The following is a 23185-nucleotide window of genomic DNA, read 5'->3' as shown; positions in this document are numbered from 1 at the left end:
CATTCACGCGATTGCCGGATAGGCGTCGCAAAGCCTCCTTCATCCGGTCTACTTTGGGTGGTTACGTGATTGGTTTTTGTAGCTGGATTCGACCGAATTCAGAGCACCGGAGTCTGGTGACACCGCCTACATCCTTTTCTAAAACGCTCTAAACGCCCAGCTACAAAACTACTTGCAAAGCTTCGCATACAGCTCGTGATACTTGTTCACCATACACTGCACCGAAAACTCTTCACGCATGCGAAGTTGATTCGAACGTCCTATTCGGTCCGTGAGCGTTCGGTCATCCAGGAAACGGTTAAGACAACCGGCCATTGCCTCCTGATCGCCAGCCGCAAAACCCTGGTTCGGATCATCGCCAATCAATTCTTCGCTACCTTCGACCAAGCTACAGACAACCGGCTTACCCGCTGCCATCGCCTCTAATACCACGTTAGGCATCCCTTCATAGTGGCTTGGCAGCACTAGAACGCGGCACCCCGCCAAAAGTGATGCCACATCGGCTCGCCATGGCAATACGCGAACCCGGTCACCACTGACCGATTCGGACCAGTTAGTCAGCTCGGCACGTAGCGGTCCCTTTCCAATCAACACCAGTTTGCGGTTGCTGCCCGGCGGAGCAAACTGATCAATTCCCGACTGAAGCAAGCCAAGGTTTTTCTGCGGGTGCAATCTCCCAACGAACAACACGACCTCCGCATCGGAATCCCAACCGAAGGTCCGCCAATCCATCGGCGGCGCGGTCGCAAAATGATCCACATCAACGGAGTTCCCAATCACGCTGGTACGGTCCGGCGAAAGCCCCAAGTGCTGATGCGTGAACCGCTCCACGGCGCTGCTAACACAGATCGCATGATCGACTTGCCGAAGTGCACGACGCTCAATCGCACATCGCCAGCGATCAGGTTCGGCGACGCGTATCCCGGCCACCCGAGGCCCCGACGCCTTGCCTGGCTTTGCAAAGATATTAGTCAGCGTATTGGCATGAAAGAGAAACGTTTGGCAAACCGCATCGGGTCGCTGGCCAATCCACTGACGCAGCCTCCAAGCCGCTCGCGGGAACTCATGCACGCTCCTGGCATCGGCCGATTCCAGCACTACATGCTTCTCGCGAAGGGCACGCACGAGTTGATCTCGACCGTCACCGTCTTCATCGGTGGGCAGCCGACCTAGCGAATAAACGCGAACCGAATCGCCCTGTTCCTGCATACCGATGGCAAGCCGTGCAAGTGTTCGCTCAGCCCCGCCTACCTCAAACTCGGTGATGACAAAGTCGACATCCACTCGCTACACCGTCGCCGAATCACGCAGCGCGTCGGATAGACGCAGTGACTCCGACACCAACTGGTCCACCCGGCCAGCAATGTCGTCGTCAGCCAACGATTCACCTTCAAAGCTTTCTCCGGTCGCATAAACAAACCGAGGAACGATCACACACCGAAAATCCAGCATCAGGCTATTCGCCAGCCCCATCGCCGACATGTAGCTTCCCTGGCCACCAGCAGCCAACATCAGCGAAACGACTTTTCCCGTCCACGCTTTACCGGTTAACTCGACCGCATTCTTGATCGCCGCGTTAACGTCATAGTTGTAAACCGGCGACGCCACAAAAATAGATTCGGCCGAGCGAATCAACTCTGCCAATGCGATCACTTCCGGGTCGCCGTAGGCTTTCGCACCGTCACACGGCGGCAGCGTCCGCGACGAAAGATCAAAGACCTCAACTTCACGGTTCATCGCCCGCAATCGCGTCTCAACCTCACGAGCGAGAATTCGGCTGCGGCTGGTCGGGTGCAAGCTGGAACTAAGAATCAAATGCATAACGATTTAAATTAAATGTCAAACGAACGAGTAATTGAACCGGGTCGAATTTCAAGATGAGCCGCCTAGAAGCGATACCGAAATTTCAATCGCGACAAACCGCTCAGGAATCACCTCAACAAGTTTCCCCTTCTAGCGGAACGGCGAAAGCCGCCTGGTTTCGTATCGGTCCACCAACAATAAATTCGGAAACTTGTTCGTGGACGAACCTTAGGTAAAGAAGAAACGAGTGACGTGATAGAAGATCGGAGCCGCAAAACAAATGTTGTCGATCTGGTCCAAAACACCGGCGTGCCCTTGAACCAAAGTGCCTGTATCGGTGACGCCGCGGTCGCGTTTGATCGCGCTCATTGTCAGCGTTCCCACACTGGCCATGATCGTCACCACAACGCCCATCAACAACGCCTCCCACCAGAAAAACGGTGTGGCCCAGCGAAGCAGTGCGGCGATGATTCCGGTTGTCATTGCCGATCCCATCACGCCCTCCCAAGTCCGCGAGGCATTAATGCGAGGTGCGATGACGTGCCGCCCAATCCAGCTACTCCAGGCCCGTTCTAAGGTCAGCGAAAGCTGCGCGATCAACACGAAGAACATCAACAAGTTGATGTTGCTTCCATCCCAAGGAACATCGCCAGTACGAACCACATCCAAATACAACAACGCAGGGGCATGCGACAGGCAATACACACACACCAACAAACCAAACTGAATCTTCGCGCATCGCTCCAAGAACCGCTTCGCATCGCCCGCGATCGCAGCCCGCGCCGGAATGAACAAGCTCGCATAAACCGGGATCACGATGCTGTAAAACTCGTAGTACTTGCTGCCTGCGCCGATCAGGATGTATTGCAGCGGTGTGAAGATGAAGAAAATCCAGAACAGCGTCCGGTGGTCACCACGTCGCGTTGGCGTCATCGAAATAAATTCACGTAGCGCCCAAAACGATACCGCACCAAATAGCAGCACCAATCCAGTCCGCCCGGTCAATGAACCGATCACGAAAATCGCGACCATGGTCCACCACACCCGCAACTTCGCCCGAAAACGCTTCACCAACGCCGAATCGGTTTCCTCCGAACCGATACGTCCCATCACCACGCCTACGATCGTGGCGATGGACAGTGCCGCCAAGATGACGGCAATCAGCAGATAAGTCGTAAAGTCGGGCAACGATCACCTCTTCGCAGGAAATTTTTCAATACAACAACACCGACCGAAGCCGCTGTTAAGTCAGCTCGGCGGAGTGGAACTCACGCCGAACCAACAAGATTTGCAACAGCGAATTACGACGCCGCATTCACCTTGGCAACCACCGCGGCGCCCATCGCCTCGGTGCCGATCGATTCGCCACCTCGCGCCAAGTCAGCCGTTCGCAGTCCGTCGGTCAACACGCCCGCTACAGCGGCTTCGATCGCATCGGCTTCTTCATTAAGCGACAACGAGTGACGCAGCATCATCGCCGCAGCCAAGATGGTTGCCAGCGGGTTAGCAATACCCTTGCCCGCGATATCCGGTGCACTGCCGTGAATTGGTTCGTACAAACCAGGACCGTCGCTTCCCACCGAAGCACTTGGCAACATTCCCAGCGATCCAGGAAGCATCGAAGCTTCGTCAGTCAGAATGTCGCCAAACATGTTTCCGGTCACGACCACATCGAAATCGGCCGGACGGTTAATCAAGTGCATCGCCATCGAGTCCACCAACACGACGTCGTATTGCACGTCGGGGAATTCGCTGCTCATCACTTCCGCAGCCGTTCGTCGCCACAATCGACTTGGCTCCAAGACGTTTGCCTTATCAACACTGGTCAAACGATTCGAGCGTCCCTGCGCGGCCTTGGCTGCCATTCGCACAATCCGCTTCACTTCACCGACGCTGTACGTCATCGACTGATAAGCGGTCTCGTCGTCACCGCTACCGGACGATCCCGACTCGCCAAAATAAATCCCGCCGGTCAATTCACGGAAGAACAGAATATCGGTTCCGCGAACGATGTCCGCTCGCAAAGGCGACGCATCGGCAAGCTCATCAAACAACTTGATTGGACGCAAGTTGGCAAACAAACCCAACTCTTTACGAATCCGCAACAGCCCGGCTTCGGGACGAGTCTTCGCCGATGGATCATCCCACTTCGGACCACCTACAGCACCCAACAAAATCGCCGAGGCGGCCTTGCAGGCATCCACGGTCGCTTGCGGCAACGGATCACCGGTTTCATCAATCGCAATGCCGCCCAGCAAATGCGAACTGAAATTGAATTCATGACCAAAACGCTTGCCAATCGCCAAAAGGACGAGACGTGCCTGTTCGACGATTTCAGGACCAATCCCGTCACCGGGAAGAAGGACGATGTTGTGGTTCATATTCAGCGTGTGGGGGGAATGCGAGTCTGGGCGGATGAACAATCGGTCGTGTCACTCTTCGCAAAAACGGGTCGGAAGAATCGACTCCGATAGCTTAACCAACGCTTCGACGACGAACAGAAGGCACGGTTGCGGTGACACGTGAAAACACGATAGTTTGCGTCCGTGAAAAGCTGGAAAAACCTCAAACGCCACCTCGCACAACGATTTCTGGATCGCTGCGTACTTCGCCCCACCCGGAATCCCATTCCCAATGAAGACCTGATCCGCTGCCCAATCAGCCACCCTGGCATCCACATCGGGCAGAACGCCTCTCACGATGGCCCGTCCCAAAATCAGCATGGCGAAGTGCAAACCGAAGCGTATGTCTTCACGACACGCCAAGATCGCAAAACCCCACCGCTGGTTACATCCAAATCGCCGCTCGCTCCTTTGCCCCAGCCAAGGCAAGAACTTGAATCCGCCCCCAAGCATCTCGTGATCAAGTTCCCGGGCACCGGCGGCCGCGCCGAACGCAGCTCCGAAGCACCGCTGAATCTGCTGTATCCCAACCTTGCCAACACCACTCACCCAGCCGGACAACACGTCGAAGTCTGGACATGGAACCCGCCCGGCTACGGAAAATCCACGCCGCCAGCACGACTCGCCTATCAGGCTGACTTTGCCAGCGAGTTCGCTCGCCAGGTCGCAACCACATCCGGTGGCCCGCACACCAGACTTTGGCTCGCCGGCAATAGCCTCGGCTGCCTCTCGGTCCTACACCTTGCGGCCCATTTAGAAGACTGGCTGCCGGGCGATTTCCCTCGCCACCAAGTCGGTTGCTGGCTCCGTAACCCGCCGGACTTAGGCGAAGTCATCGTGCGAATATCCCAGCGTTATCACGCGGAAGGATTCATGCGCCGGGTCGTGCAGTGCCTACCGCCAACGCTCGACGCGCTGGCGAACGCGTCAGGCAGTTCGATCCCCGCTGTATTTCTGGCATCGCAAAACGACAAACTCGTGTTGCCTGAACTGCAAGACCGCATCCATCGAGCCTACTCAGGCGATAAGCAAATAATTGCTCTAGAAGGTCTCGATCACGACGGTCTTCTAGAAGAACAACACGTCCCCCCAGTACGCTCCGCAGCCCACTGGCTAGCCGACCAAACAAACCCCAAGTAACCACCAACGCCACGCCACCCAGCGTCCCTGCGTCCCTGCGTCCCTGCGGTCCTGCGGTCCTGTGGCCCTGTGGCCCTGTGGCCCTGTGGCCCTAAAATCACCATGCCCCAAAAATCACTGCAGCCCCTTTCCTCTCCCAATCGCCAAAAAACCGCAAACCAACACCCCACCATAAACCCAGTGCGATCCCAGCACTGCCAGCGTCAACGCCCAAGCCATCAACAGCCCAACGCCCATGCGGCGAGTTCGACAAACATGGCCTCGTCCCCATGCCAGCCAGACACCCAGTGGAACAGCTAAGAAAAGCCACACCGTGATCGTTTCGTACACAAGTGGATTCTGTAGAAGATCGACCATTGCGAACGTGCGAACACTTTCCGGTGCCGCCAATGCGATCGATCCCGTTCCGTTCCACCACACCGTTCCCGCCAACATCGACAACCAAGTTGCCACGGCGATCAAACTGGTTTGGACCGCCGTCAATCGGATCGCTAACCCCGTCGCAACACTCATCGGTGCCTTCGTCTCGTCGGGCATTGCTTCGTCTTTGGATACATTCGCTCTTTTAAGCGACAGCTTCCACGCCGGAGCAAAACAAGTCGAAAACAGCGTCAAGCTAAGCAGTGTCTCAGTCAGCCCGGCAAGCCACATCAAACGGTTGGCCCAAAACACCACACCCAGCCAAACAGCCACGCAAACACTCCGCCCGCCAAGCCCGAGCGTCATCAACAAGGCCAGCAAAATGGCAACCAAGCAATACGCCTGGTAAACCCAAATCGCATCCGTCCAAAACAACGGAGAGATCGAAACGGAAGCCGCATCGCCCAGCCCCGAAATCTGCAAGAATTCCGCAACGTTGCGCGAAGAGTGAACGCCATCGACTCCAAACCAGAACGCGACGTCCGTCAACGCGTCAACGAAGTACAGCATCACGGTCAGCCCCAGCCCAATCCGGATTGGCGCTATCGCTGATTGCTGCAGTGGACTCAACCACCACGCAACGCCGGCATCGAACCAACCCAAATGCTCCGACTCGACCACGTCGCTAGACCGGTCAACCATATTCGATTTCGATTTTGATTTTCTGCTCATCGTTTTGCATCCTGCTTCGAAACAGGCGGCACGAGTTGCTCGTAACTGGTGGATTTATTTGAGTCCGATCCAGATTTCCCAACTCGTGAGATTGCTGTCAATCTCTCGGGCAACAACCTCACCACTGCGATGCGATTCCCGTCCACCACCACGCGAGCCCGATAGGCGGGCGGCTCCTGATCGTCCAACACGCTGCTAAAAATCGTCGGCTCACGCAACAAACTGACGATCCCCGACTGCTCCTCCGATTCACCGGCCGGAGCAATCGCTGCAGACTCTTCAGGCAACTCAGCCAAATCGTTCTTCTGATGACGCATCAGTCCCAACATCAACTCAGCGACCAAGCTCGGCTGCTCCTCCGTCGCCAACATTCGTGCTGTCGCTAACCATCGCTGCTGACGGTCATCGGCGCCCGCACCAGGAATCGTTTCCGGCATCAGCTCGACGCCATCTAGTTCCAGCTTCAGCGGTTGTTCTTCGGGCTTACCATGGGCCAAATACACCGGGCGTCCATCAACACCGAAGTGCGTCGATTGAAGATAAACATGCCCGGCTTGCAACACACTCGACGTCCACTGTGATGGACGAACGCTCGAGCCTAGCGAGACCCAAACGAGGAACAGGTGCAACATCACCAGCAACACCAGGCATCTCGATCGCCAACCGATCGAAGGTATCGCGTTCGCGGGAGCTGAGGAACTTGCGTCACCGCTGGGACCGGACGACTGATTATTGTCTTCCGCCAAATTACCGTCTGTCATGATTCACGAAAAGTTGTTGGCTACTTGGACTCCGCTGCCTTGTACAACGGCAGGTGGCGATAGTAGACCTCCAAACAATAGATCGACAAACAGGTCGTGAACAAGCGTCCCGAATTTTTGCCCCATTCGTCCGGCTGAGGTGACCAGCTTCCCGATTCTCTCCCCTTCGTGACCTGCATCGCGGGAAGCTCCACTTTCATATTCGCATTCCAACGATCCCACAACGAACCACCGTAGTGATGCAAGGCTTGTGTCGCGTAATACCAATAGTAAACGTTCATGTCCGAGCGACTTAGCGGCCAATCAACCACAAGCGTTTCCAAACCAACTCCCATAGCCTCTTCTTCGCGTCCCCAGCCCAAATACTGGCGGCACAAAATTCCCTCGGCCGTCATTGCCGGAGTCGCCGGTCGCCCACGTTGATAGCTGTAGCCCGCTCCATCGTAGACGCCGACACTCTCAACATATCCATGAATGATCGACATCGTCGAATGAGGCACCGCTAGCCCGGCTGACTGTGCACTGGACAACGCCATCACGTACCAACCGGTTACCGACAAGTCAGAATCCTGACGAGGCTCGTATCGCCATCCGCCCTCACGCGACTGAGCTTCCAACGCGTAATCGACCGCCGCCTGAGCCGGAGCCCGCAAGGTAGAGTCGTTGGTCATCGCGTACAGTTCGCAAATTGCAATGGTCGCCTGAGCTTGCGCGTAAGACTTTTCATGGCTCGGCGCCGGAGCAACAAACACACCGTTACGTCGCGACTGAATCCGCAACAAATACTTCAGCCCGCGTTCGACCACGGTCTTGTACGGCCCGTCCAAGTGCGTGTTGCCATCACCTTGAAAAGCCAACAACGCCATCGCCGTCGCCGCCACGCGATTTTCACCATAAGAACCATCGCTGTACGGACCACGCATGCTCCAAGAACCCGCGTCGGATCCCTTCGTATCTTGTTGACGAGCCAGCCAACGCAAACCTCGCTCAACTGCGTCGATAGTTTCTTGGTTGCCGCCGTACATCGCTAACAACGCCGACTTCATCGCGCCGCTACGCCCACTGAACATTGGCTGAACCAATTCTTCAGACGCAATCCCGCCCATATCCACGGTCACCATGTCGACCGGTTCCGCAAACTCAACGGCGTCGACCAATGACTCGATATTGATCTCCGTCGGCACACTTTCTTCTGACTCATTTTCATTGAACTGCGAGTCTTCTGTTTCCAGCGAAAACTCTTCCAGCTCCAACGAATCCTGTTCCGTCGCCTCGCCAAACTCCAACACAATGCGGCTGATACCTTCGCCGATCGGCATTGTCCATAACGCCAAACCTAATAAGGCAGCGATGTGCACGATCATGCTTACCAACCAAGCCGGCATCGACTTACGAACTGGCAACAGCTTCCCGCCTTCATCATCCTGCTTTGCAGCATCCGAATCGCTGCCTGCCGAACCTTCTTCGCCTTCGGCAACCCGCCATCGCGAACGAGGTTTCGGTTGCGGCGTAACCGATGCGGGAATCGCTGCTGATGTCGCCGCCGCTTCAGCAGCAGGTGTAACCGCATTCGATACAGCGGCCTGCTGGCGTGCTGGTGCCGCTGACTTCGTTCCCGCTTGCTGATTCTTATTGTTGACCACCCGATTTGTCGGCACCGCGTTGTGAGTCGATGGTGCGGGTTGCCGTGCTCGAGGCGTTTGTACCGGCGGTAAAGTTGCTCGCGGATTCGGTGCTGGAGGGTTCGAAGCCGGTGGTTGAGGGGCTGGCGGATCCGGTGCTGGCTGCTGCACAGGCTGTGAGGACTGGACCGGAACCGGCGGCACAGGAGGCGTTGGCGGTGGCGGTGCTGGCTGTGAAGACCGAGGAGGCAACGGCGGCGGCACTGCGTCAGGACGCGCGTGCGACATTCCCGACGAAAAATCGTCCGACGAATCTGCGGTAGGCGGGTCGGAGTGCGTCATTAATGCGAAAAGCCGAGCGTTTCGAAGCCCCCTGATGAGTCAAATTAAAAGGATTATCCGTATCGACGATTGACCTCGGCGCCCATCACTTCGGCTTCCCGGAGCGAAATCTCTTCCCCGAGCAAGATCATCGAACAATACCAACACAGCCACCAGCAAAACTCGGCCGTGGTTATCAATTAGTCAACCGCCGCAATCCGAAACCAGTCGCTTCCTGCTTAAAAACAATTCACAATCCCCTCCCTGGCGCCCCTCTAGGTGGATTCCCGTCTTCCGGAACTCCACTAAAGAAGCACAAATCCGCAAACGAACCGCCAAAAAGTAGACCAGTGAACAGCGATCGAGCAACGAATAAACGTATGACTGTGCAATCCATGCTCCGAAACTCTAGGTCAGCATAGCGGATTGGCGAGACTTCACCAAAATTCTTTTGCCATGACAGCCAGTATCGGTTGACAGAACCAGCTCGATCGAGCATTCTCTGCCCCTCGACGAGGTCGCGAGGTTTTCACGAAAAATTGACAAAACGTCAAAGCAAACGTGAACCCAAAGCCAAGCAACAGCGTCGTAACTTTAATACCGCGGGATGGAGCAGCCCGGTAGCTCGCGAGGCTCATAACCTCGAGGTCGTCGGTTCGAATCCGGCTCCCGCAACTTGAGAAACCCCAGTCAAACTTCCGTGACTGCGGAGTAAACAAATTGGCCGACGATTGTTTTTTTAACGATCGTCGGCTTTTTTCGTTTATTGCAGCCTCTTTTGTGGGGTCAAACGTGGCTTGGCCGTCTCTCGTGGGTCTCTGATCGGCCGGCAGTGGAGAGTCTCAGCGGGGTTGGTCTGCTCGCATTTGGCTGCCAAATGGGCCAAGACTCTCCGCGCTCTCTGGCTCTGTGACCTCCGGCTAAGGTGAATTCCAGAGTTTTAGAGAGTCTCCACTTTTCGTCTTTCCCTGGCTGCTATTTGGGGCTTGGTTGGCGGATCCCGTTTCCGCCCAGATGAATTTGTTGAACGTACTGAGCGGGGCGTTCAGGAATCGAATCTAGGCAATTGTCCGAACACGCAAAGACTAACAGCGGAGCAACGTCAGTGCCCACCCTCAAGCTGACCCATCGCGGCTTGGCCGCTTTGAACTCCAATTCTTGCCTGCAAACATTGCAACGGTTACTCGGCTCCAGACAACTTGCCACCCGGTCACCCCGGCGAAGCCTATCCTGGAATGCCCGATTATCCCGTCGTGCATCCTGGTGATTGGGGCGACGATTGGCCGAGCTATCCCGGCATCCTCGACGACTGGCCACCGAGTTACGAAGGCGAAGGCTGAGTGAACCTCGTCGAGACCATGGTGTCTCTGTTCGCGTCCGTCATCTCTGGGAATTTGAAATGAACACTTTCACGACATTCACATCATCAACGACCGACTCGTCCTTTGAGGGCGAGGCGGGGATGGTGCGTCGTGAATAAGTTTGTTTTTTCAAAATTCTCCGCGATCCACAAAGCCCGCCTGGTGATTCACTTGGCGGGCTTTTTTTGTGTCGCAGCGACTTCTGTTTGACGGATCTCTCTGTTTCTTCGTTACCGGTCCTCTGGCGCTCATGCGAGCGAAAAGGCGACCGAGGCTGCTCACCTCGGTCGCTGGCGATCGGTGCGAAACGTTTCCTCTGAAAATGGAGTTTGCGAGCTATGGTTCAAAACGAAATGCCCCAAAAGGTCTCGGTCAACGTCGGCACCATCGGTCACATTGACCACGGGAAAACGACGCTGACGTCCGCGATTTTGCGTGTCCAAGCTGAAAAGGGTTTGGCTAAGTACAAATCGTACGAGTCGATTGCCAAGGGCGGCATTGTTCGTGACAAGAACAAGACCGTCACGGTGATCGCTTCGCACGTGAAGTACGAGACTGCCGGCAGGCGTTACGCCCACATCGACTGTCCCGGTCACGCCGACTACATCAAGAACATGATCACCGGGGCTGCCCAAATGCACGGCGCGGTGTTGTTGGTGTCGGCTGCCGACGGGCCGATGCCTCAGACACGCGAACACTTGCTGTTGGCTCGTCAGGTCGGCGTGCCTCACCTGGTTGTGTTCATGAACAAGTGTGATCTCGTCGAGGACACTGAACTGTTGGACCTAGTCGAAATGGACCTGCGTGAAATGCTCAGCGAGTACGGTTACTCGGGTGACGAAATTCCCGTGATCCGCGGCTCGGCCAAGCAGGGTCATGACGATCCCACCAACCCTGATTCGATCGCGTGCATTGAGCAATTGCTCGGCGCACTCGATGGTTCGATTCCCGATCCGCTACGACTGATCGACAAGCCGTTTTTGATGCCCATCGAAAACGTTTATTCGATCGCCGGACGCGGAACCGTGGTGACGGGTAAGATCGAGCAAGGCGTTGTGCGGGCTGGTGACAGTGTCGAAATTGTTGGCTTGGCCAGCGAGACCGGCAGCGACGTGATCACGCAAGTCGAATCGTTCGGCGAAGTGTTGGAAAGCGGCAATGCCGGTGATAACGTCGGTGTGTTGCTTCGCAAGACAGCTCACACGGCGATCACGAAGGGGCAAGTATTGGCGAAGGCTGGGAGCGTGACTCCACATCAGCAGTTTGAGGCGGAAGGCTACGTGTTGAAGAAGGAGGAAGGAGGTCGCCATACGCCGTTCTTCGACGGATACGCACCTCAGTTCTTCTTCCGAACGACGAACGTGACCGGCAGTGCATCGGTGATGGACGAAGTGCAGATGGCGATGCCCGGTGACGGCGTTCGCCTGAGCATCGCTCTGAAACAACCGATCGCCATTAGCGACGGCGACCACTTCGCCATCCGAGAAGGCGGCAAGACGGTCGGCTCGGGTGTCGTCACACGAGTCGTCGCCTAAAGAAGGACAGGCAATCGCTGAACGCCCGTGACAGAGCAATCTGTCGCGGGCGTTTCTCATTTTTCGCTACAATTCATCTCATGACAACAGACAAGAAACTGGTTTCAACCAGCAAGTTCCTCAGCCTCGTTCTTCGTCACCAACCCGAAGTCGTCGGTATGAATTTAGACGAAGAGGGCTGGCTCGAAATCAATGAACTGATCGCCAACGCAAATGCACGCGGAAAGCCTTTGTCTTTGGAGATACTTCATGATGTGGTCGCAACCAATGATTAAGAAGCGTTTCGCGTTGAGTGAGAATGGCCTGCGGATCCGAGCCAGCCAAGGCCATTCTGTGACCGGCGTGGATTTGAAATTAGACGCACAGACGCCACCCAACATGCTTTACCACGGGACGGTTGCCGCATTCATCGACAGCATTCAAGAACACGGCCTTCAAAAACGCTCACGCAACCACGTCCACCTTTCAGCCGATGAGGCGACGGCAACCAAAGTCGGTTCGCGACGCGGTAAGCCGATCATCCTTCGCGTCGATGCCAAAACGATGCACCAGGACGGACATCGCTTTTTCTTTTCGGCCAATGAAGTCTGGCTGGTCGATGCGGTGCCGCCAAGTTACTTGACCCTCCCGGAGTAGCTCATGCAGATTCAAATCCAAGTCGGCGATGTGCTCGAGACATCTGCTGATGTTTTGATTTCGACCGCGAACCCGTGGTTAAATTTATCGGGCGGCGTCAACGGAGCGATTCTTTCGGCGGTCGGGCCGACCGTTCAAGATGAACTTCATGCGTTTCTCAAACAGCAAGGCGTCTCTGCGGTGCCGGCAGCAACGGTCGTTCAAAGCCAGGCGGGAAGTCTGCCGTTTCGATTCATTCTTCATGCCGTTGCCATTGATCCGTTCTACGATTCGTCGATTGAGTTGGTGCGAAAGACCGTGGTTGCCGCTCTGCACATGGCGATTGACCAGCAAGCCAAGACGATCGCGATGCCAACCTTAGCCACCGGATACGGTCCGATGTCCATCACCGATTTCGGCAAGGCGGTCGCTCCGCTGGCCCAAGACACTCGTTTTGCTGGTCTCTCATTGACGATCGTTGTACGCAGCGAAGATCACCGAATCGAACTATCCAATGCCATTCCTGGAACCGATGTCGATCGGACGGGAGCCGAATGAAGTACGGTTTTCTTTTCTTGTTGCTGGCAATCGCCATCGGAGTCGCGGCCATTCGCGGCGGACCATGGGAGTGGCTGCTCTTTTACCCGGCGTTATCGTTTGGCGTGGTGGCTGCTGCGTATTCGTTCTCTGCACTCGGCGTCTTCGGCAAGCGTTTTGACGGGCGTCGTTCGCGGCTTGGGACGCTGTTGGTGCTGCCCTACGTTCTGTACGTGTCGGCAGTGTGGCATGTGGTTCGGTTGCTGTCGCGAGAACCCAAGATCAGCGTCCTAAATGACGACATCGTCTTGTCGCGTCGGTTGCTGGGGCATGAGATGCCGAAGAACATTGCCTCGGTCGTTGATCTGACTTGCGAGTTCACAGAACCGAAGGATGGTTGGGATCTTCAGTCCTACACGTGCTACCCGATGCTCGATGGAACCGCGTCGACATCCGCAAAGATACGTGAACTGGCGGACGAAATCATCAAAATGCCAAAGCCGGTGCTGATTCATTGCGCCCAAGGTCACGGTAGAACGGGCCTGGTCACCGCGGCCGTGTTGATTGCGTCCGGTGAGGCACAAACGGTTGGGGACGCCATCGCGATGATCCAAGCGGTTCGTTCCGGTGTCGAATTGAACAAGGCACAGCGATTGATTCTGGAAAAAAACAGATGAACCAAGACGCGATTATCGGATGCATCCTGGGTACCGCCGTTGGTGATGCTCTCGGGTTGCCGTACGAAGGCGTTTCGTCAATGCGAGCACCACGATTGCTCGGCCCGCCGGATCGCTACCGTTTCTTTTTCCGACGTGGCATGATCTCCGACGATACCGAACACACCTGCATGGTTGCGCAGTCACTGATCGAAGCGAACGGCGATGTGGATCTATTCGCACGACGTTTCGCGAGTCGGCTGCGATGGTGGATCCTGGCCTTGCCGGCCGGCGTCGGTAAAGCGACCGCTCGAGCGGGTATCAAACTCTGGTTGGGAGCCAAGCCCGAGAGCGCCGGCGTCTTCTCTGCAGGCAATGGTCCGGCGATGCGAGCGGCGATCTTCGGCGCGGCGTTCGACGACCTTCCCAAGATGCTGCAGTTCGTGCGATCTTCATCGCGTTTGACGCACACCGATCCCAAAGCGGAATACGGTGCGATCGCAGTGGCACTCGCCGCTCGACATTCTCGTGACCACGATTCGGTGGATGCGAACCTGTGGCTGTCTGATGTTGTCGATACCGTGGGCGATGACGGGTCCGAACTGACCGAGATGCTGCGTCGATCCGTCGACAGCGTGGCGGCCGGAGAATCAACCAAGTCGTTTGCTGATTCGCTGGGGTTATCGCAAGGCGTCAGCGGCTACACCTACCACACGGTCCCCGTCGCCATTCACGCATGGCTGTCGCACCCAAGAGATTATCGGCAGGCGGTCACGGCGATCATCCAGTGCGGAGGCGACGCCGACACGACCGCTGCAATTGTGGGCGGGATCGTCGGCGCCGGCGTTGGCGAGAGTGGCATTCCCCCGGAATGGCTCGCGGGCATTTGCGAATGGCCACGAAGTGTTCCTTGGATGCGGTATCTGGGTAAATCACTGGCCGACTCAACAGAAAAATCAACACAGTGCAAACCGCTCACCGTAAATCCCGTGGCCATCCTATTTCGCAACGTCCTCTTCCTGTTCATCGTCCTCTTCCACGGCTTCCGCCGACTTGCTCCGCCATACTCATGAGCTGATTCACAGATGACTGGGGACCGCAATCAAATCGAAGCCAACCTTCGTCTGCATGTCGATCGACTTGCGGGGCTGATAGGTCCGCGCACGTTGCAAAAGCCGAAAACGATTCAAGCGACCATCGGTTACATCGAAGGCCAATGGGCCGAGATGGAGTACACGAACGATCGCGAGTGCTACGACGCGATCGGCGATGAAGCCACGAACTTGATCGTCGAGCAACCCGGATCAAAACGTGCGAGTGAGATTGTTGTGCTGGGTGCTCACTACGACACCGTTTTCTCCACTCCCGGTGCCGACGACAACGCCTCCGCCGTGGCGGTGATGTTGGAAGTCAGTCGACTGCTGCGCGAGCACACCGGCAAGCGGACCGCACGTTATGTCGCGTTCGCCTGCGAAGAGCCGCCGTACTTCAACGTCGATGCGATGGGCAGCCAACACTACGCCCGCGAGTCACGCAAACGCGGCGACGACATTATCGGCATGCTGTGCTTGGAAATGGTCGGCTATTACAGCTTGCACAAAGGCTCCCAAGAAATCCCGCCAGCGATCCCAAAATTCCTCCACCGATTCTTTCCCAAACGCGGCAACTTCCTAGCCGCCGTTGGCAACATGCCGTCATGGAAACTGAACTGGCAATTCCGCCGTGGATTCAAACGAGGCACACGGCGAATGCCGCTGTTTTCAATCTGCCTACCCGAAAAGATCAACGAGATTCGGCTGAGCGACAACAGCTCGTTTTGGGACCAAGGCTATCCCGCACTGATGCTTACCGACACCAGCTACCTGCGCAATCCCAACTACCATCAAGCCACCGACACACCCGAAACACTCGACTACCCCCGCATGACCGAGGTCACGCTGGGGGTGGCGTCGGCCATGCTGCGATTGCTTGGCTAGCAGGAATCACTCGTGCGCGGACGGAAATTCCGCCGACTTGGTCGCATTGAGTGCGATGAAGCCTTTCCATTGGTCCGGCACGTCGTCTTCGTAGAAGATTGCTTCGGTCGGGCATTCAGGCACGCAGGCTCCGCAGTCGATGCATTCATCGGGGTCGATGTAGACCATGGGTTCGTCTTCGCTCGTGTGAAAACACTCGACGGGGCAAACCGGTAAGCAGGCTTTGTCTTTGCAACCGATGCAGGGCTGAGTAACCACCATTGTCATGATTTTCTCTCCATTGTCGTAGTGGATCTTGTTAAAGATCCCGAGCTGTTAGGATCTTTAACAAGATCCACTACCCAGGAAGTGAGAAAGCGAATTTGAAACCGGATACCAGTCGCGAAATAAATTCAAAATTCCCGAGTCGATCACGGATCGGCCCGATGGCTGGTTGCTGCGTGAGTGGAAATCAGGCGATGAGCGAGCCGCCGAAGTTCTGTTTGACCGCTACGCCATTCGCTTGGTGGCCTTGGTCGCCAGTCGCCTGAACCGTCGCTACCAGGCCTCGATCGATCCGAGTGACGTCGTTCAATCGGCGATGGGCAGCTTCTTCGACGCCGCCAGACATAGTCGAATCGAAGTCAGTCGAAGTGTTTCGCTGTGGCGTCTCCTCGCGACATTTGCTCGCCGAAAGATGGCTCGTTCGATTGAGCGTCAATCTGCGATCAAACGTGGCGGCGACCAGGTCCAACTTTCGCTTTCAGTAGTGGACGAGGCAACGAGTCCATTCAGTCTCGGTGCAAAAGGACTCGCTGACTCGTCCACTACAAACCATGATGAAGCAGACGTGTTTCTGACGACGTTGAAGGCAGAGCTACCGGACCATCTGTTCGTGATCATCGAGGGTGTACTGGCCGGACAGACGCAGCGGGAACTAGCCGAGTCGCTGGGGATTGACGAACGCACCGTTCGTCGCCGGCTGTCTCGTGTTCGCGAACATCTTTCCGTAGTGGATCTTGTTAAAGATCCCGCAACACTTGAAGGATCTTTAACAAGATCCACTACGGTTGTGCCAACGTTGCCGCGAGTGAATTACAACGAGTTCGTGCTCGGCAAACTGATCAGCAGCGGTGGTTTCGGAAAGGTCTACCGCGCGAGCACGCAGTCCGACGGCCGCACTGTCGTTGCAGTCAAATTCCTCCGCAAAGCGTTCTGGAAAAACGAGGGTGCTCGCGAGTCGTTCCTACGAGAGATCAACATCGCTTCACAAATCAATCATCCCGGTGTGATTCGTTACCTCGGTTACGGTGAATCGCCCCACGGCGGCCCGTACGTCATCAGCGAATGGATTGACGGACGCTCATTGCAAGACGTCACCAACGTCGCGCCGAAGCAGATCATCGACTGGCTCCGGCAGACCTGCGAAGCCATCGGAGCAGTGCATCAAGCCGGCCTGGTCCACAGCGATCTCACACCAAGCAACGTTCTCGTCGATTCAAACGACCGAATCACAATCACCGACTTTGGTTTCGCACAGGCAACAACGGATTTATCGTCACAAATGTTGGGCGGAACTCTGGGCTTTGCCGCCCCGGAGCAGATTGCTCCAGCTTTCGGCTCAATCAGCGTGAAAACAGACATCTATGCAATCGGCGGTTTGATCCACTGGCTGCTGTTCCGCACACCACCGAACCCAGGTGTCCGTTTTGAAGAAGCGTTGACGGAGACGCTTTCGGGCCTCGATTCAATAGTTCCGAAAAACGAAGCAGTCCCCGCCCCACTTCTCAGCATTCTGGCGGACACACTCCTTAAATCTCCCGCGGACCGAACGATCACGATCGCAGACATCGTGACGAAGCTCGATTCAGTTCCCCGATCAAGATGAACTCGGGACAAGAATCCTTCCTTGGTAGTGGATCGAAAAGCCTGAAGCGAACTCGCCAACCGGATCAGCGACGATGCGGACGGCGATCTCTCGCACACGCTGGTCCGAAAAAGCTCGGTGATGCCGGAACTCAATGACGCCAGGTTTGACCATCGCCGCCAACGCGTTCCGCGCCGAATCGTCTTCGTATTTCAGTCCCGCAATTTGGATATCTCGATGTTCGGTCGAGTGAGTCTGCGGATGACAACCGACGTGCACTGAATTTGAACTGGCAAGACGACTCATCTGGAATATGGCGGCGGTGACGGTGAATTCATCCTAGAGCAAACGGCAGAGGAATTCATGTTGGCTTTCGTAGTAGACGGGGCGTAAGAGACGGGGCAACAAAACCCGAGGGCTCTCGGGTCGCCGCCTCGTTCACTACCGTCGTTCACTACCGTCGTTCACTACTCATGCCAAATCATCGCGACGCGAGTCGAAGACGGACGATCAAGTCATTCAGAGCCGGCCTTGCCGATGGCAAGTCAGGAAGCGTGCAGCTGGCGTGCGAATCCTCCAGCTCGGCAGTCAGCCTTTCGTACTCACGCTCATAGAACACGAGATCCGCTGCATCGAGCGTTCCCTTCTCCGGGCCATTTGACTTTCGGTCGACCAGTTCGTCGATGTAGCTCAGTCCCGCAGTCTCGTTGAGCCGCAGGATATTGGCCTCGACTTCACCGGTACGCATCAGATGGATGCCGGTTAGCAGGACGCGGAAGACGTACAGCAGCGGTTTCACTCGCGGCGGAGACTCCTTGCCAAACAGCTTCCACTGTGTCGCTGCGAAGCCGAGGTAGTGATGGGCATGATGCTTGGTGATGCAGTCTGCAGCGATCGACTTGAGCTCCTCGTGCTCTGGAGTCGCGAAGACGACCAGCGGCGAGAATATCTGTTCGAGAACGTAGCCGTTCCGCTTCAGCATCAACGTGAAGAATTTTTCAGCGTCGTGCGTGACCAGGTCGATTTCGAGCCCGTCGTAGAAGCCCTCCTTTTCGACCGTTTGATCGCCTTCATCCAAGCCAACGACGGTTTCGAGTGGCAGCAGGTGAACGCCACGCAGATCGAAGTCCGAATCGGCCGACGGGAATCCGTACAGGTGCGCACCGCTGATCGTCACAAACAGCAGTGGATACGGATGCGATCGAACTTGGGCGATCAGCTTGTCGTTGTCGATGATTTTGGCGTCGTTCATGGTGGTAGTGGATCTTGTTAAAGATCCGTTGTGCTTGGGATCTTTAACAAGATCCACTACGGAAGTTCGGTTTCCATCGCTCGGCGTCGAGCATCGATCAGGAATGCGTTGGCTCGGTCGTAGTCGGGTCTATCGGGGAGTCCGGTTTGTTTGAAGGCGGATTCAAATTCGATTTGCAGATCTTTCCGCCAGCGATCGGCTTCGTCGAACGGCATCTCGCCGCGTTTGATCGTCAGCAGCCGATCGCGATGATCGCCAACGTCAACCGACATGCAACCATGCTGCAACACGTGCGTCCCGGATAGCAATAATCGAATCAGGTGCATGACGTGCTTCCACTTCACGCGACCTTGGTTGCGAATGTCGGTTTGCATCTTCTTGAACTGCGATGCGACGTATCCCGAGTAGGTTTGAAAGACGAGCTTGGACAAGAACGCTTCGCGGATCGTAAGCAATTCGTCACCGAGCGGCGTTGCCGCTTCAATGATGGGCGAATAGAGGCATTCGAGCACGTTCGGGTTCGCCTTGAGCGCGAGCACGATGAACTTCTGCAGCTCCCAGTACACCTCCTGCGTTTCATCGTTCTCCAGTTGCTCGGGCACTCCGTAGAGCGACCACTGCAACTCCGCCGGTGGCAGATAGATGCCGCGGCGATCCGTGTCGGATGCTTCGTCTTCAAGTCCATACGCTCGCGAACCGATCACACAACGAAAGATCACCCGTTCGTACAAATCGGAACTGGCCAGTGATGCATCGGCGTCGCGGATCGTCTCACTCTTGAACTCTGAAAGCCGAACGAGTTGATCGTGATGAATCGGAGCTTCCAAGCCGTCGCTAAACTTGACGCGATACGCATGAGTCCGATCCACAGGCGAACGAACAATGACGCCAACCGCCCCGGCCGGATGAGCAATCCGGTCATTCGCGGCCATAACATCCTTCTGAGCGACGACTTGTGTGCCTACGGAATAGATCAGAGGTGTATGCGTCATTTTGCATTCGGAAAGCTGTACGAGTCGTTGGGATACAGCATGACACGCGTCTCGCGATCAGTGTTCGCAGGTTGACGCGCATGGTCTTGTATTCACAAATTTGATACCACTACGATGATGGTTTCCCGATCGCACTGCGGACCGAGGTTTTTATGCAATCTACAACTAAAACATGGTCGCCTGATTCAATTTGCTTGAATTCAGACACTCCCGACTCGCGATCGCTCGCAGCATTGATCTATGAACGGACATGCCGCACTGATTTTACGCAACCTGGATTCAGTGTCGTCGACGTCGGCTCTGCCATCGACTCGAAAACGTTTCGACGGCTGATGTTGGAAATAAAGCACGACATGGCGGCGATTCATGAGGCACAATCCGGGAACACACTTATTTATCTATCCACCGCACGTTTCGATCAACAAGAGTCAACTCGCCCGCACTTGGATGGTGGGCCAGACGAGTGCTTCTTGATGCTTGGCTACGAGCCATCCAGCGTGGATTCTGAACTTAAAATCACCGACTACGCCAAATGTGCGTTCGATCTTGAACTCACACCCAAGGATTTGTTGGTCAAGCACAATCCGATGTTTGCGACCGGCTTCGACATCCTGCGACCGTACACCACTCGTGTACCATGCTTTTCAAAGACCAACTTCCAGATTGTTTGCATCAACAATTCGTCCGCCGCTTTTTCATTGTCGAAGCCAACTTGGCAGGGAACGCTCCACACCGCAACTATTTTGACGCCCAATGAGAATGAGCGACGAGTGATCAATTCGACGATGATCGCATCGGCACCTGCCGGCACGCCGGATTCCGTCGACGCGAGTACTCTCAGAGAGTTTGCATCCACAACAGCGGTCCGTCGCCGTGGATACGACAAACAGCACCTTGCGGATGACTCATGATCCGACCTATCACGGTATAGGATCGAAGAAGCAAATTGAAGACGAAGCGAACCTTTCGGACTGATTTCTTCTCTTGTCTCAGATTAGAGAATTGCTGTGAGGAGAACATGCAATGACGTTGAAGCAAATCGCAAAAGATACGCTTGACCTGATCGAGGCTGGCTCGTACGAAATCGGTGAGCAGACGGTTTCGTTCGCTGATGCGCAATCGTGTGCCGTGAACCAGACTCGTGTCTATTGCCCCGATGAGTTTGATTCGATCGGATCGCCCACGGGCGTTGGAACGCCAGCGATTCGCGTCGTTGATGGCACGACGCAGGTGGTGGCTCAGTCAATGGCGGGAGAGATGGCTGGCGATGGTCATGTCGCTCTGCTGAACTTCGCTTCTGCTCGCAACCCCGGCGGTGGTTTCCTAAACGGTGCCAAGGCTCAGGAGGAAGACTTGTGTCGATGCAGCGGTTTGTATCCTTGCTTGGCTGCGTGCGGGCAATACTACGACGCCAATCGTAACCAGTCCTCATTACTGTACACGGACCACGCGATCTTTAGCCCGATGGTTCCGTTTTTCAAGACTCACGGCACTGGTGATCTGCTTGCCGAACCGTTTCTTGTTTCCATCATTACCGCACCGGCACCCAACAGTGGCCCATTCCTGCGATCCAACCCGAACGCGACCGCGGAATTAGAGAGGGTGTTTGCTCGACGTTGGCGAAACGTGCTCCACATCGCAAAGGATCAGAACGTGACACGTCTTCTGTTGGGAGCGTGGGGCTGTGGCGCGTTCGGTGGTGATCCGGCCATGGCTGCACGAACCGCCCAAGCCGCCATTGGGACCAACGGTGCTGGTATCGACGAGATCGTGTTCGCGATCCCCGGCAAGGGACGGCAGAGTAAAGCAAATTTGGATGCGTTTCGCGAAGTGTTCGCTTGACGCGTTGCCGGTAGTGGACGAGGCGACGAGTCCCCTGCACATTGGACTCGTCGCCTCGTCCACTACGAAAGGAAAGTCATGGCACGCAAGCTTGATGAGATCTTGGTCGTCGACGTCGAGTCGACGTGTTGGGATGGAACGCCACCCGATGGCGAAGAGAGCGAGATCATCGAAATTGGCCTATGCGTTGTCGCCGCGGAAACACTCAGGCGATCCAGCAAGCACAGCATCCTGGTTAAGCCGGATCGCTCGTCGATCAGCGAGTTCTGTAGCGACCTCACGACGCTGCGCACGGAAATGTTCGTCGATGCAGGATCCTTCGCTGACGCGTGTCGCCGACTGAGAAAGGAGTTTGCAGCCAAGGATCGTTTGTGGGCCAGTTGGGGCGATTACGATCGACGTCAATTCGAGCGGTGTTGCCAAATATCCAATATCAGCTATCCGTTCGGGATCTCGCACCTGAACGTGAAAACGCTCTTCGCTGTTTCGCTAGGGCTTTCACACGAAGTCGGCTTGGACGCCGCGTGTCAAAAGCTCGGCATCGAGATGGAAGGCACACATCACCGAGGCGACGACGATGCATGGAACATCGCCTGTGTGCTTTGTCGTCTTCTTGCGGCGAACCGGAATAGGGGTGCATGATCCGGCTCAACGTCTTATTTGTTTCCAACAAGAACCAATGGCGGAGTCCAACTTCCGAGGGCATCTCAAATGTCTAATCAGCCTGAATTGCGTTCGCGAGGCTTTCGCCAAATCGCTTAATCTCTGGGGGAGAGTTCGTCGAGCCAACCAGAACGTCGTGGATCAGCTTTTTCCATGCCTTCGATTTTCGGCAATCGTTGAATATCTCCGCCTGGGACGAATGCTCGTATTCAGACGCGGCGATCAACTGAGTTGCTGTGGCGGAATCGCACTTGCCGAGCCAAACGAGCAAGATCTGGATGGCAACCGCGAAGTAGGGGCGGTCCCAGTCGCCAAATCCGGAAGACTGCATGCACCAACAAAGAAACTGCAGCGCGGCGGTCGTAGCCTCATTGCCAAGTTTGATTGCGCTATCAACAAGCTGAACTATCGTTGAGTCTTCACCCGTGAAGTAGCCCTCGTTAGCGGGATCGGCCGCGCCACGCAGTAGAACCGTGCACGAAAACAGTCGCATCCAATGCCCGCGGTTGCCCGTCGTTCCGGGGGACCAGGTTGGATCCTCAGGCTCGGACCAGCGAATCAATTCAAGAACTTCTTTCGGCTCCCAACGCATCGGTGCCAGAACCTTGCCACTCTTTATCGCATGAAGTTGCTCAAGATGCTCGTCAACGTCTTGCCCGTAATCCGCCGCCGCGATTTCACGCAGCATTGAGTCATCAACGCGCCCGAACACAAGACGCTGCAGTTCGTCAGGTGTAGGTTTAAATCGACTCAGGAAATCGTAGGACAT

Annotated in this window: 25 protein-coding genes and 1 tRNA gene; 14 read left to right on the top strand and 12 right to left on the bottom strand. The window is 55.8% G+C overall.

The features are described from left to right. Positions 1–168: 168 nt before the first annotated feature. The 4 genes from ACR3ZL_RS05345 to leuB form a co-directional block, all read right to left on the bottom strand. Positions 169–1284 carry a glycosyltransferase gene (locus tag ACR3ZL_RS05345; protein ID WP_473648920.1) on the bottom strand — a complete coding sequence of 372 codons (1116 nt, stop codon included), beginning with the start codon at positions 1282–1284 and terminating at the stop codon, positions 169–171. Between the two features lie 3 nt (positions 1285–1287). Then, the gene (locus ACR3ZL_RS05340) at positions 1288–1821 is read right to left on the bottom strand and encodes an NADPH-dependent FMN reductase (RefSeq protein ID WP_473648921.1); all 534 of its coding nucleotides are present in this window, start codon (positions 1819–1821) and stop codon (positions 1288–1290) included. A gap of 210 nt (positions 1822–2031) precedes the next feature. Beyond that, positions 2032–2991 carry a phosphatidate cytidylyltransferase gene (locus ACR3ZL_RS05335; RefSeq protein ID WP_473648922.1) on the bottom strand — a complete coding sequence of 320 codons (960 nt, stop codon included), beginning with the start codon at positions 2989–2991 and terminating at the stop codon, positions 2032–2034. Positions 2992–3104: 113 nt separating this feature from the next. Further along, positions 3105–4184, bottom strand: coding sequence for a 3-isopropylmalate dehydrogenase (gene leuB / locus ACR3ZL_RS05330; protein ID WP_473648923.1), 1080 nt, complete (start codon positions 4182–4184; stop codon positions 3105–3107). Positions 4185–4349: 165 nt separating this feature from the next. On the opposite strand from leuB, the gene ACR3ZL_RS05325 reads away from it, so the two are divergent. Beyond that, complete coding sequence (locus ACR3ZL_RS05325) at positions 4350–5345, top strand: alpha/beta hydrolase (RefSeq protein ID WP_486173253.1); 996 nt, start codon at positions 4350–4352, stop codon at positions 5343–5345. Between the two features lie 114 nt (positions 5346–5459). On the opposite strand, the gene ACR3ZL_RS05320 is transcribed toward ACR3ZL_RS05325, so the two are convergent. From ACR3ZL_RS05320 to ACR3ZL_RS05310, 3 genes are read right to left on the bottom strand one after another with little or no spacing between them, the layout of a single operon-like run. Further along, a complete protein-coding gene (locus ACR3ZL_RS05320; protein ID WP_486173252.1) occupies positions 5460–6437 on the bottom strand; it encodes a hypothetical protein in 978 nt (325 codons plus the stop codon). Further along, positions 6434–7198 carry a hypothetical protein gene (locus ACR3ZL_RS05315; RefSeq protein WP_473648926.1) on the bottom strand — a complete coding sequence of 255 codons (765 nt, stop codon included), beginning with the start codon at positions 7196–7198 and terminating at the stop codon, positions 6434–6436. The genes ACR3ZL_RS05320 and ACR3ZL_RS05315 overlap by 4 nt, the downstream gene beginning before the upstream one ends. Positions 7199–7218: 20 nt before the next feature. Next, complete coding sequence (locus ACR3ZL_RS05310) at positions 7219–9162, bottom strand: prenyltransferase/squalene oxidase repeat-containing protein (protein ID WP_473648927.1); 1944 nt, start codon at positions 9160–9162, stop codon at positions 7219–7221. A 580-nt stretch (positions 9163–9742) separates the two neighbouring features. Between ACR3ZL_RS05310 and ACR3ZL_RS05305 the strand changes: the two genes are divergently transcribed. The 9 genes from ACR3ZL_RS05305 to ACR3ZL_RS05265 all read left to right on the top strand — a co-directional run bounded on the left by ACR3ZL_RS05305 (position 9743) and on the right by ACR3ZL_RS05265 (position 15821). Next, positions 9743–9816: transfer RNA gene (locus ACR3ZL_RS05305), tRNA-Met, on the top strand. 524 nt (positions 9817–10340) lie between these two features. Then, the gene (locus ACR3ZL_RS05300) at positions 10341–10481 is read left to right on the top strand and encodes a hypothetical protein (protein ID WP_473648928.1); all 141 of its coding nucleotides are present in this window, start codon (positions 10341–10343) and stop codon (positions 10479–10481) included. Between the two features lie 359 nt (positions 10482–10840). Then, positions 10841–12037, top strand: a complete 1197-nt coding sequence (gene tuf, locus ACR3ZL_RS05295) for an elongation factor Tu (RefSeq protein WP_473648929.1) — start codon at positions 10841–10843, stop codon at positions 12035–12037. Between the two features lie 80 nt (positions 12038–12117). Continuing rightward, positions 12118–12312 (top strand): RNA 2'-phosphotransferase, encoded by a 195-nt coding sequence (locus ACR3ZL_RS05290; RefSeq protein ID WP_473648930.1) that lies wholly within the window; start codon positions 12118–12120, stop codon positions 12310–12312. After that, entirely contained in the window at positions 12287–12673 is a 387-nt protein-coding gene (locus ACR3ZL_RS05285; protein ID WP_473648931.1) for an RNA 2'-phosphotransferase, read from the top strand. The genes ACR3ZL_RS05290 and ACR3ZL_RS05285 overlap by 26 nt, the downstream gene beginning before the upstream one ends. A gap of 3 nt (positions 12674–12676) precedes the next feature. Beyond that, positions 12677–13210, top strand: coding sequence for a macro domain-containing protein (locus ACR3ZL_RS05280; RefSeq protein WP_473648932.1), 534 nt, complete (start codon positions 12677–12679; stop codon positions 13208–13210). Then, positions 13207–13866 (top strand): phosphatase domain-containing putative toxin, encoded by a 660-nt coding sequence (locus ACR3ZL_RS05275; protein WP_473648933.1) that lies wholly within the window; start codon positions 13207–13209, stop codon positions 13864–13866. Before ACR3ZL_RS05280 ends, ACR3ZL_RS05275 begins: the two co-directional genes overlap by 4 nt. Further along, the gene (locus tag ACR3ZL_RS05270; protein WP_486173251.1) at positions 13863–14918 is read left to right on the top strand and encodes an ADP-ribosylglycohydrolase family protein; all 1056 of its coding nucleotides are present in this window, start codon (positions 13863–13865) and stop codon (positions 14916–14918) included. The genes ACR3ZL_RS05275 and ACR3ZL_RS05270 overlap by 4 nt, the downstream gene beginning before the upstream one ends. A gap of 12 nt (positions 14919–14930) precedes the next feature. Continuing rightward, entirely contained in the window at positions 14931–15821 is an 891-nt protein-coding gene (locus ACR3ZL_RS05265; protein WP_473648935.1) for a M28 family peptidase, read from the top strand. Between the two features lie 6 nt (positions 15822–15827). Here the strand turns inward: ACR3ZL_RS05265 and ACR3ZL_RS05260 are convergent, their stop codons facing one another. Continuing rightward, positions 15828–16088: a 4Fe-4S dicluster domain-containing protein gene (locus tag ACR3ZL_RS05260; RefSeq protein ID WP_473648936.1), complete on the bottom strand. Its 261-nt coding sequence runs from the start codon at positions 16086–16088 to the stop codon at positions 15828–15830. 166 nt (positions 16089–16254) lie between these two features. Here ACR3ZL_RS05260 and ACR3ZL_RS05255 point away from each other — a divergent pair, with 166 nt between their 5' ends. Next, complete coding sequence (locus ACR3ZL_RS05255) at positions 16255–17688, top strand: sigma-70 family RNA polymerase sigma factor (protein ID WP_473648937.1); 1434 nt, start codon at positions 16255–16257, stop codon at positions 17686–17688. Here ACR3ZL_RS05255 and ACR3ZL_RS05250 read toward each other — a convergent pair. From ACR3ZL_RS05250 to ACR3ZL_RS05240, 3 genes are all read right to left on the bottom strand, one after another. Then, complete coding sequence (locus ACR3ZL_RS05250; RefSeq protein ID WP_473648938.1) at positions 17680–17973, bottom strand: hypothetical protein; 294 nt, start codon at positions 17971–17973, stop codon at positions 17680–17682. The two genes, ACR3ZL_RS05255 and ACR3ZL_RS05250, sit on opposite strands and share 9 nt — an antisense overlap. Positions 17974–18148: 175 nt before the next feature. Further along, positions 18149–18919 (bottom strand): nucleotidyltransferase domain-containing protein, encoded by a 771-nt coding sequence (locus tag ACR3ZL_RS05245; protein WP_473648939.1) that lies wholly within the window; start codon positions 18917–18919, stop codon positions 18149–18151. A gap of 56 nt (positions 18920–18975) precedes the next feature. Further along, on the bottom strand, positions 18976–19911 hold the full coding sequence (locus ACR3ZL_RS05240) for a nucleotidyltransferase domain-containing protein (RefSeq protein ID WP_473648940.1): 936 nt from the start codon (positions 19909–19911) through the stop codon (positions 18976–18978). 152 nt (positions 19912–20063) lie between these two features. Between ACR3ZL_RS05240 and ACR3ZL_RS05235 the strand changes: the two genes are divergently transcribed. The 3 genes from ACR3ZL_RS05235 (at position 20064) to ACR3ZL_RS05225 (ending at position 22395) form a co-directional block, all read left to right on the top strand. Then, complete coding sequence (locus tag ACR3ZL_RS05235; RefSeq protein WP_473648941.1) at positions 20064–20822, top strand: hypothetical protein; 759 nt, start codon at positions 20064–20066, stop codon at positions 20820–20822. 112 nt (positions 20823–20934) lie between these two features. After that, complete coding sequence (locus tag ACR3ZL_RS05230; RefSeq protein WP_473648942.1) at positions 20935–21753, top strand: TIGR02452 family protein; 819 nt, start codon at positions 20935–20937, stop codon at positions 21751–21753. 78 nt (positions 21754–21831) lie between these two features. After that, the gene (locus ACR3ZL_RS05225; protein WP_473648943.1) at positions 21832–22395 is read left to right on the top strand and encodes a 3'-5' exonuclease; all 564 of its coding nucleotides are present in this window, start codon (positions 21832–21834) and stop codon (positions 22393–22395) included. A gap of 73 nt (positions 22396–22468) precedes the next feature. Here ACR3ZL_RS05225 and ACR3ZL_RS05220 read toward each other — a convergent pair whose 3' ends face one another. After that, a complete protein-coding gene (locus tag ACR3ZL_RS05220; protein WP_473648944.1) occupies positions 22469–23185 on the bottom strand; it encodes a hypothetical protein in 717 nt (238 codons plus the stop codon).

The sequence above is a fragment of the Rhodopirellula sp. J20-39 genome (assembly GCF_057365095.1).
Note: the sequence above shows the minus strand (reverse complement) of the source record. Positions and strands in the feature narration are given on the sequence as shown.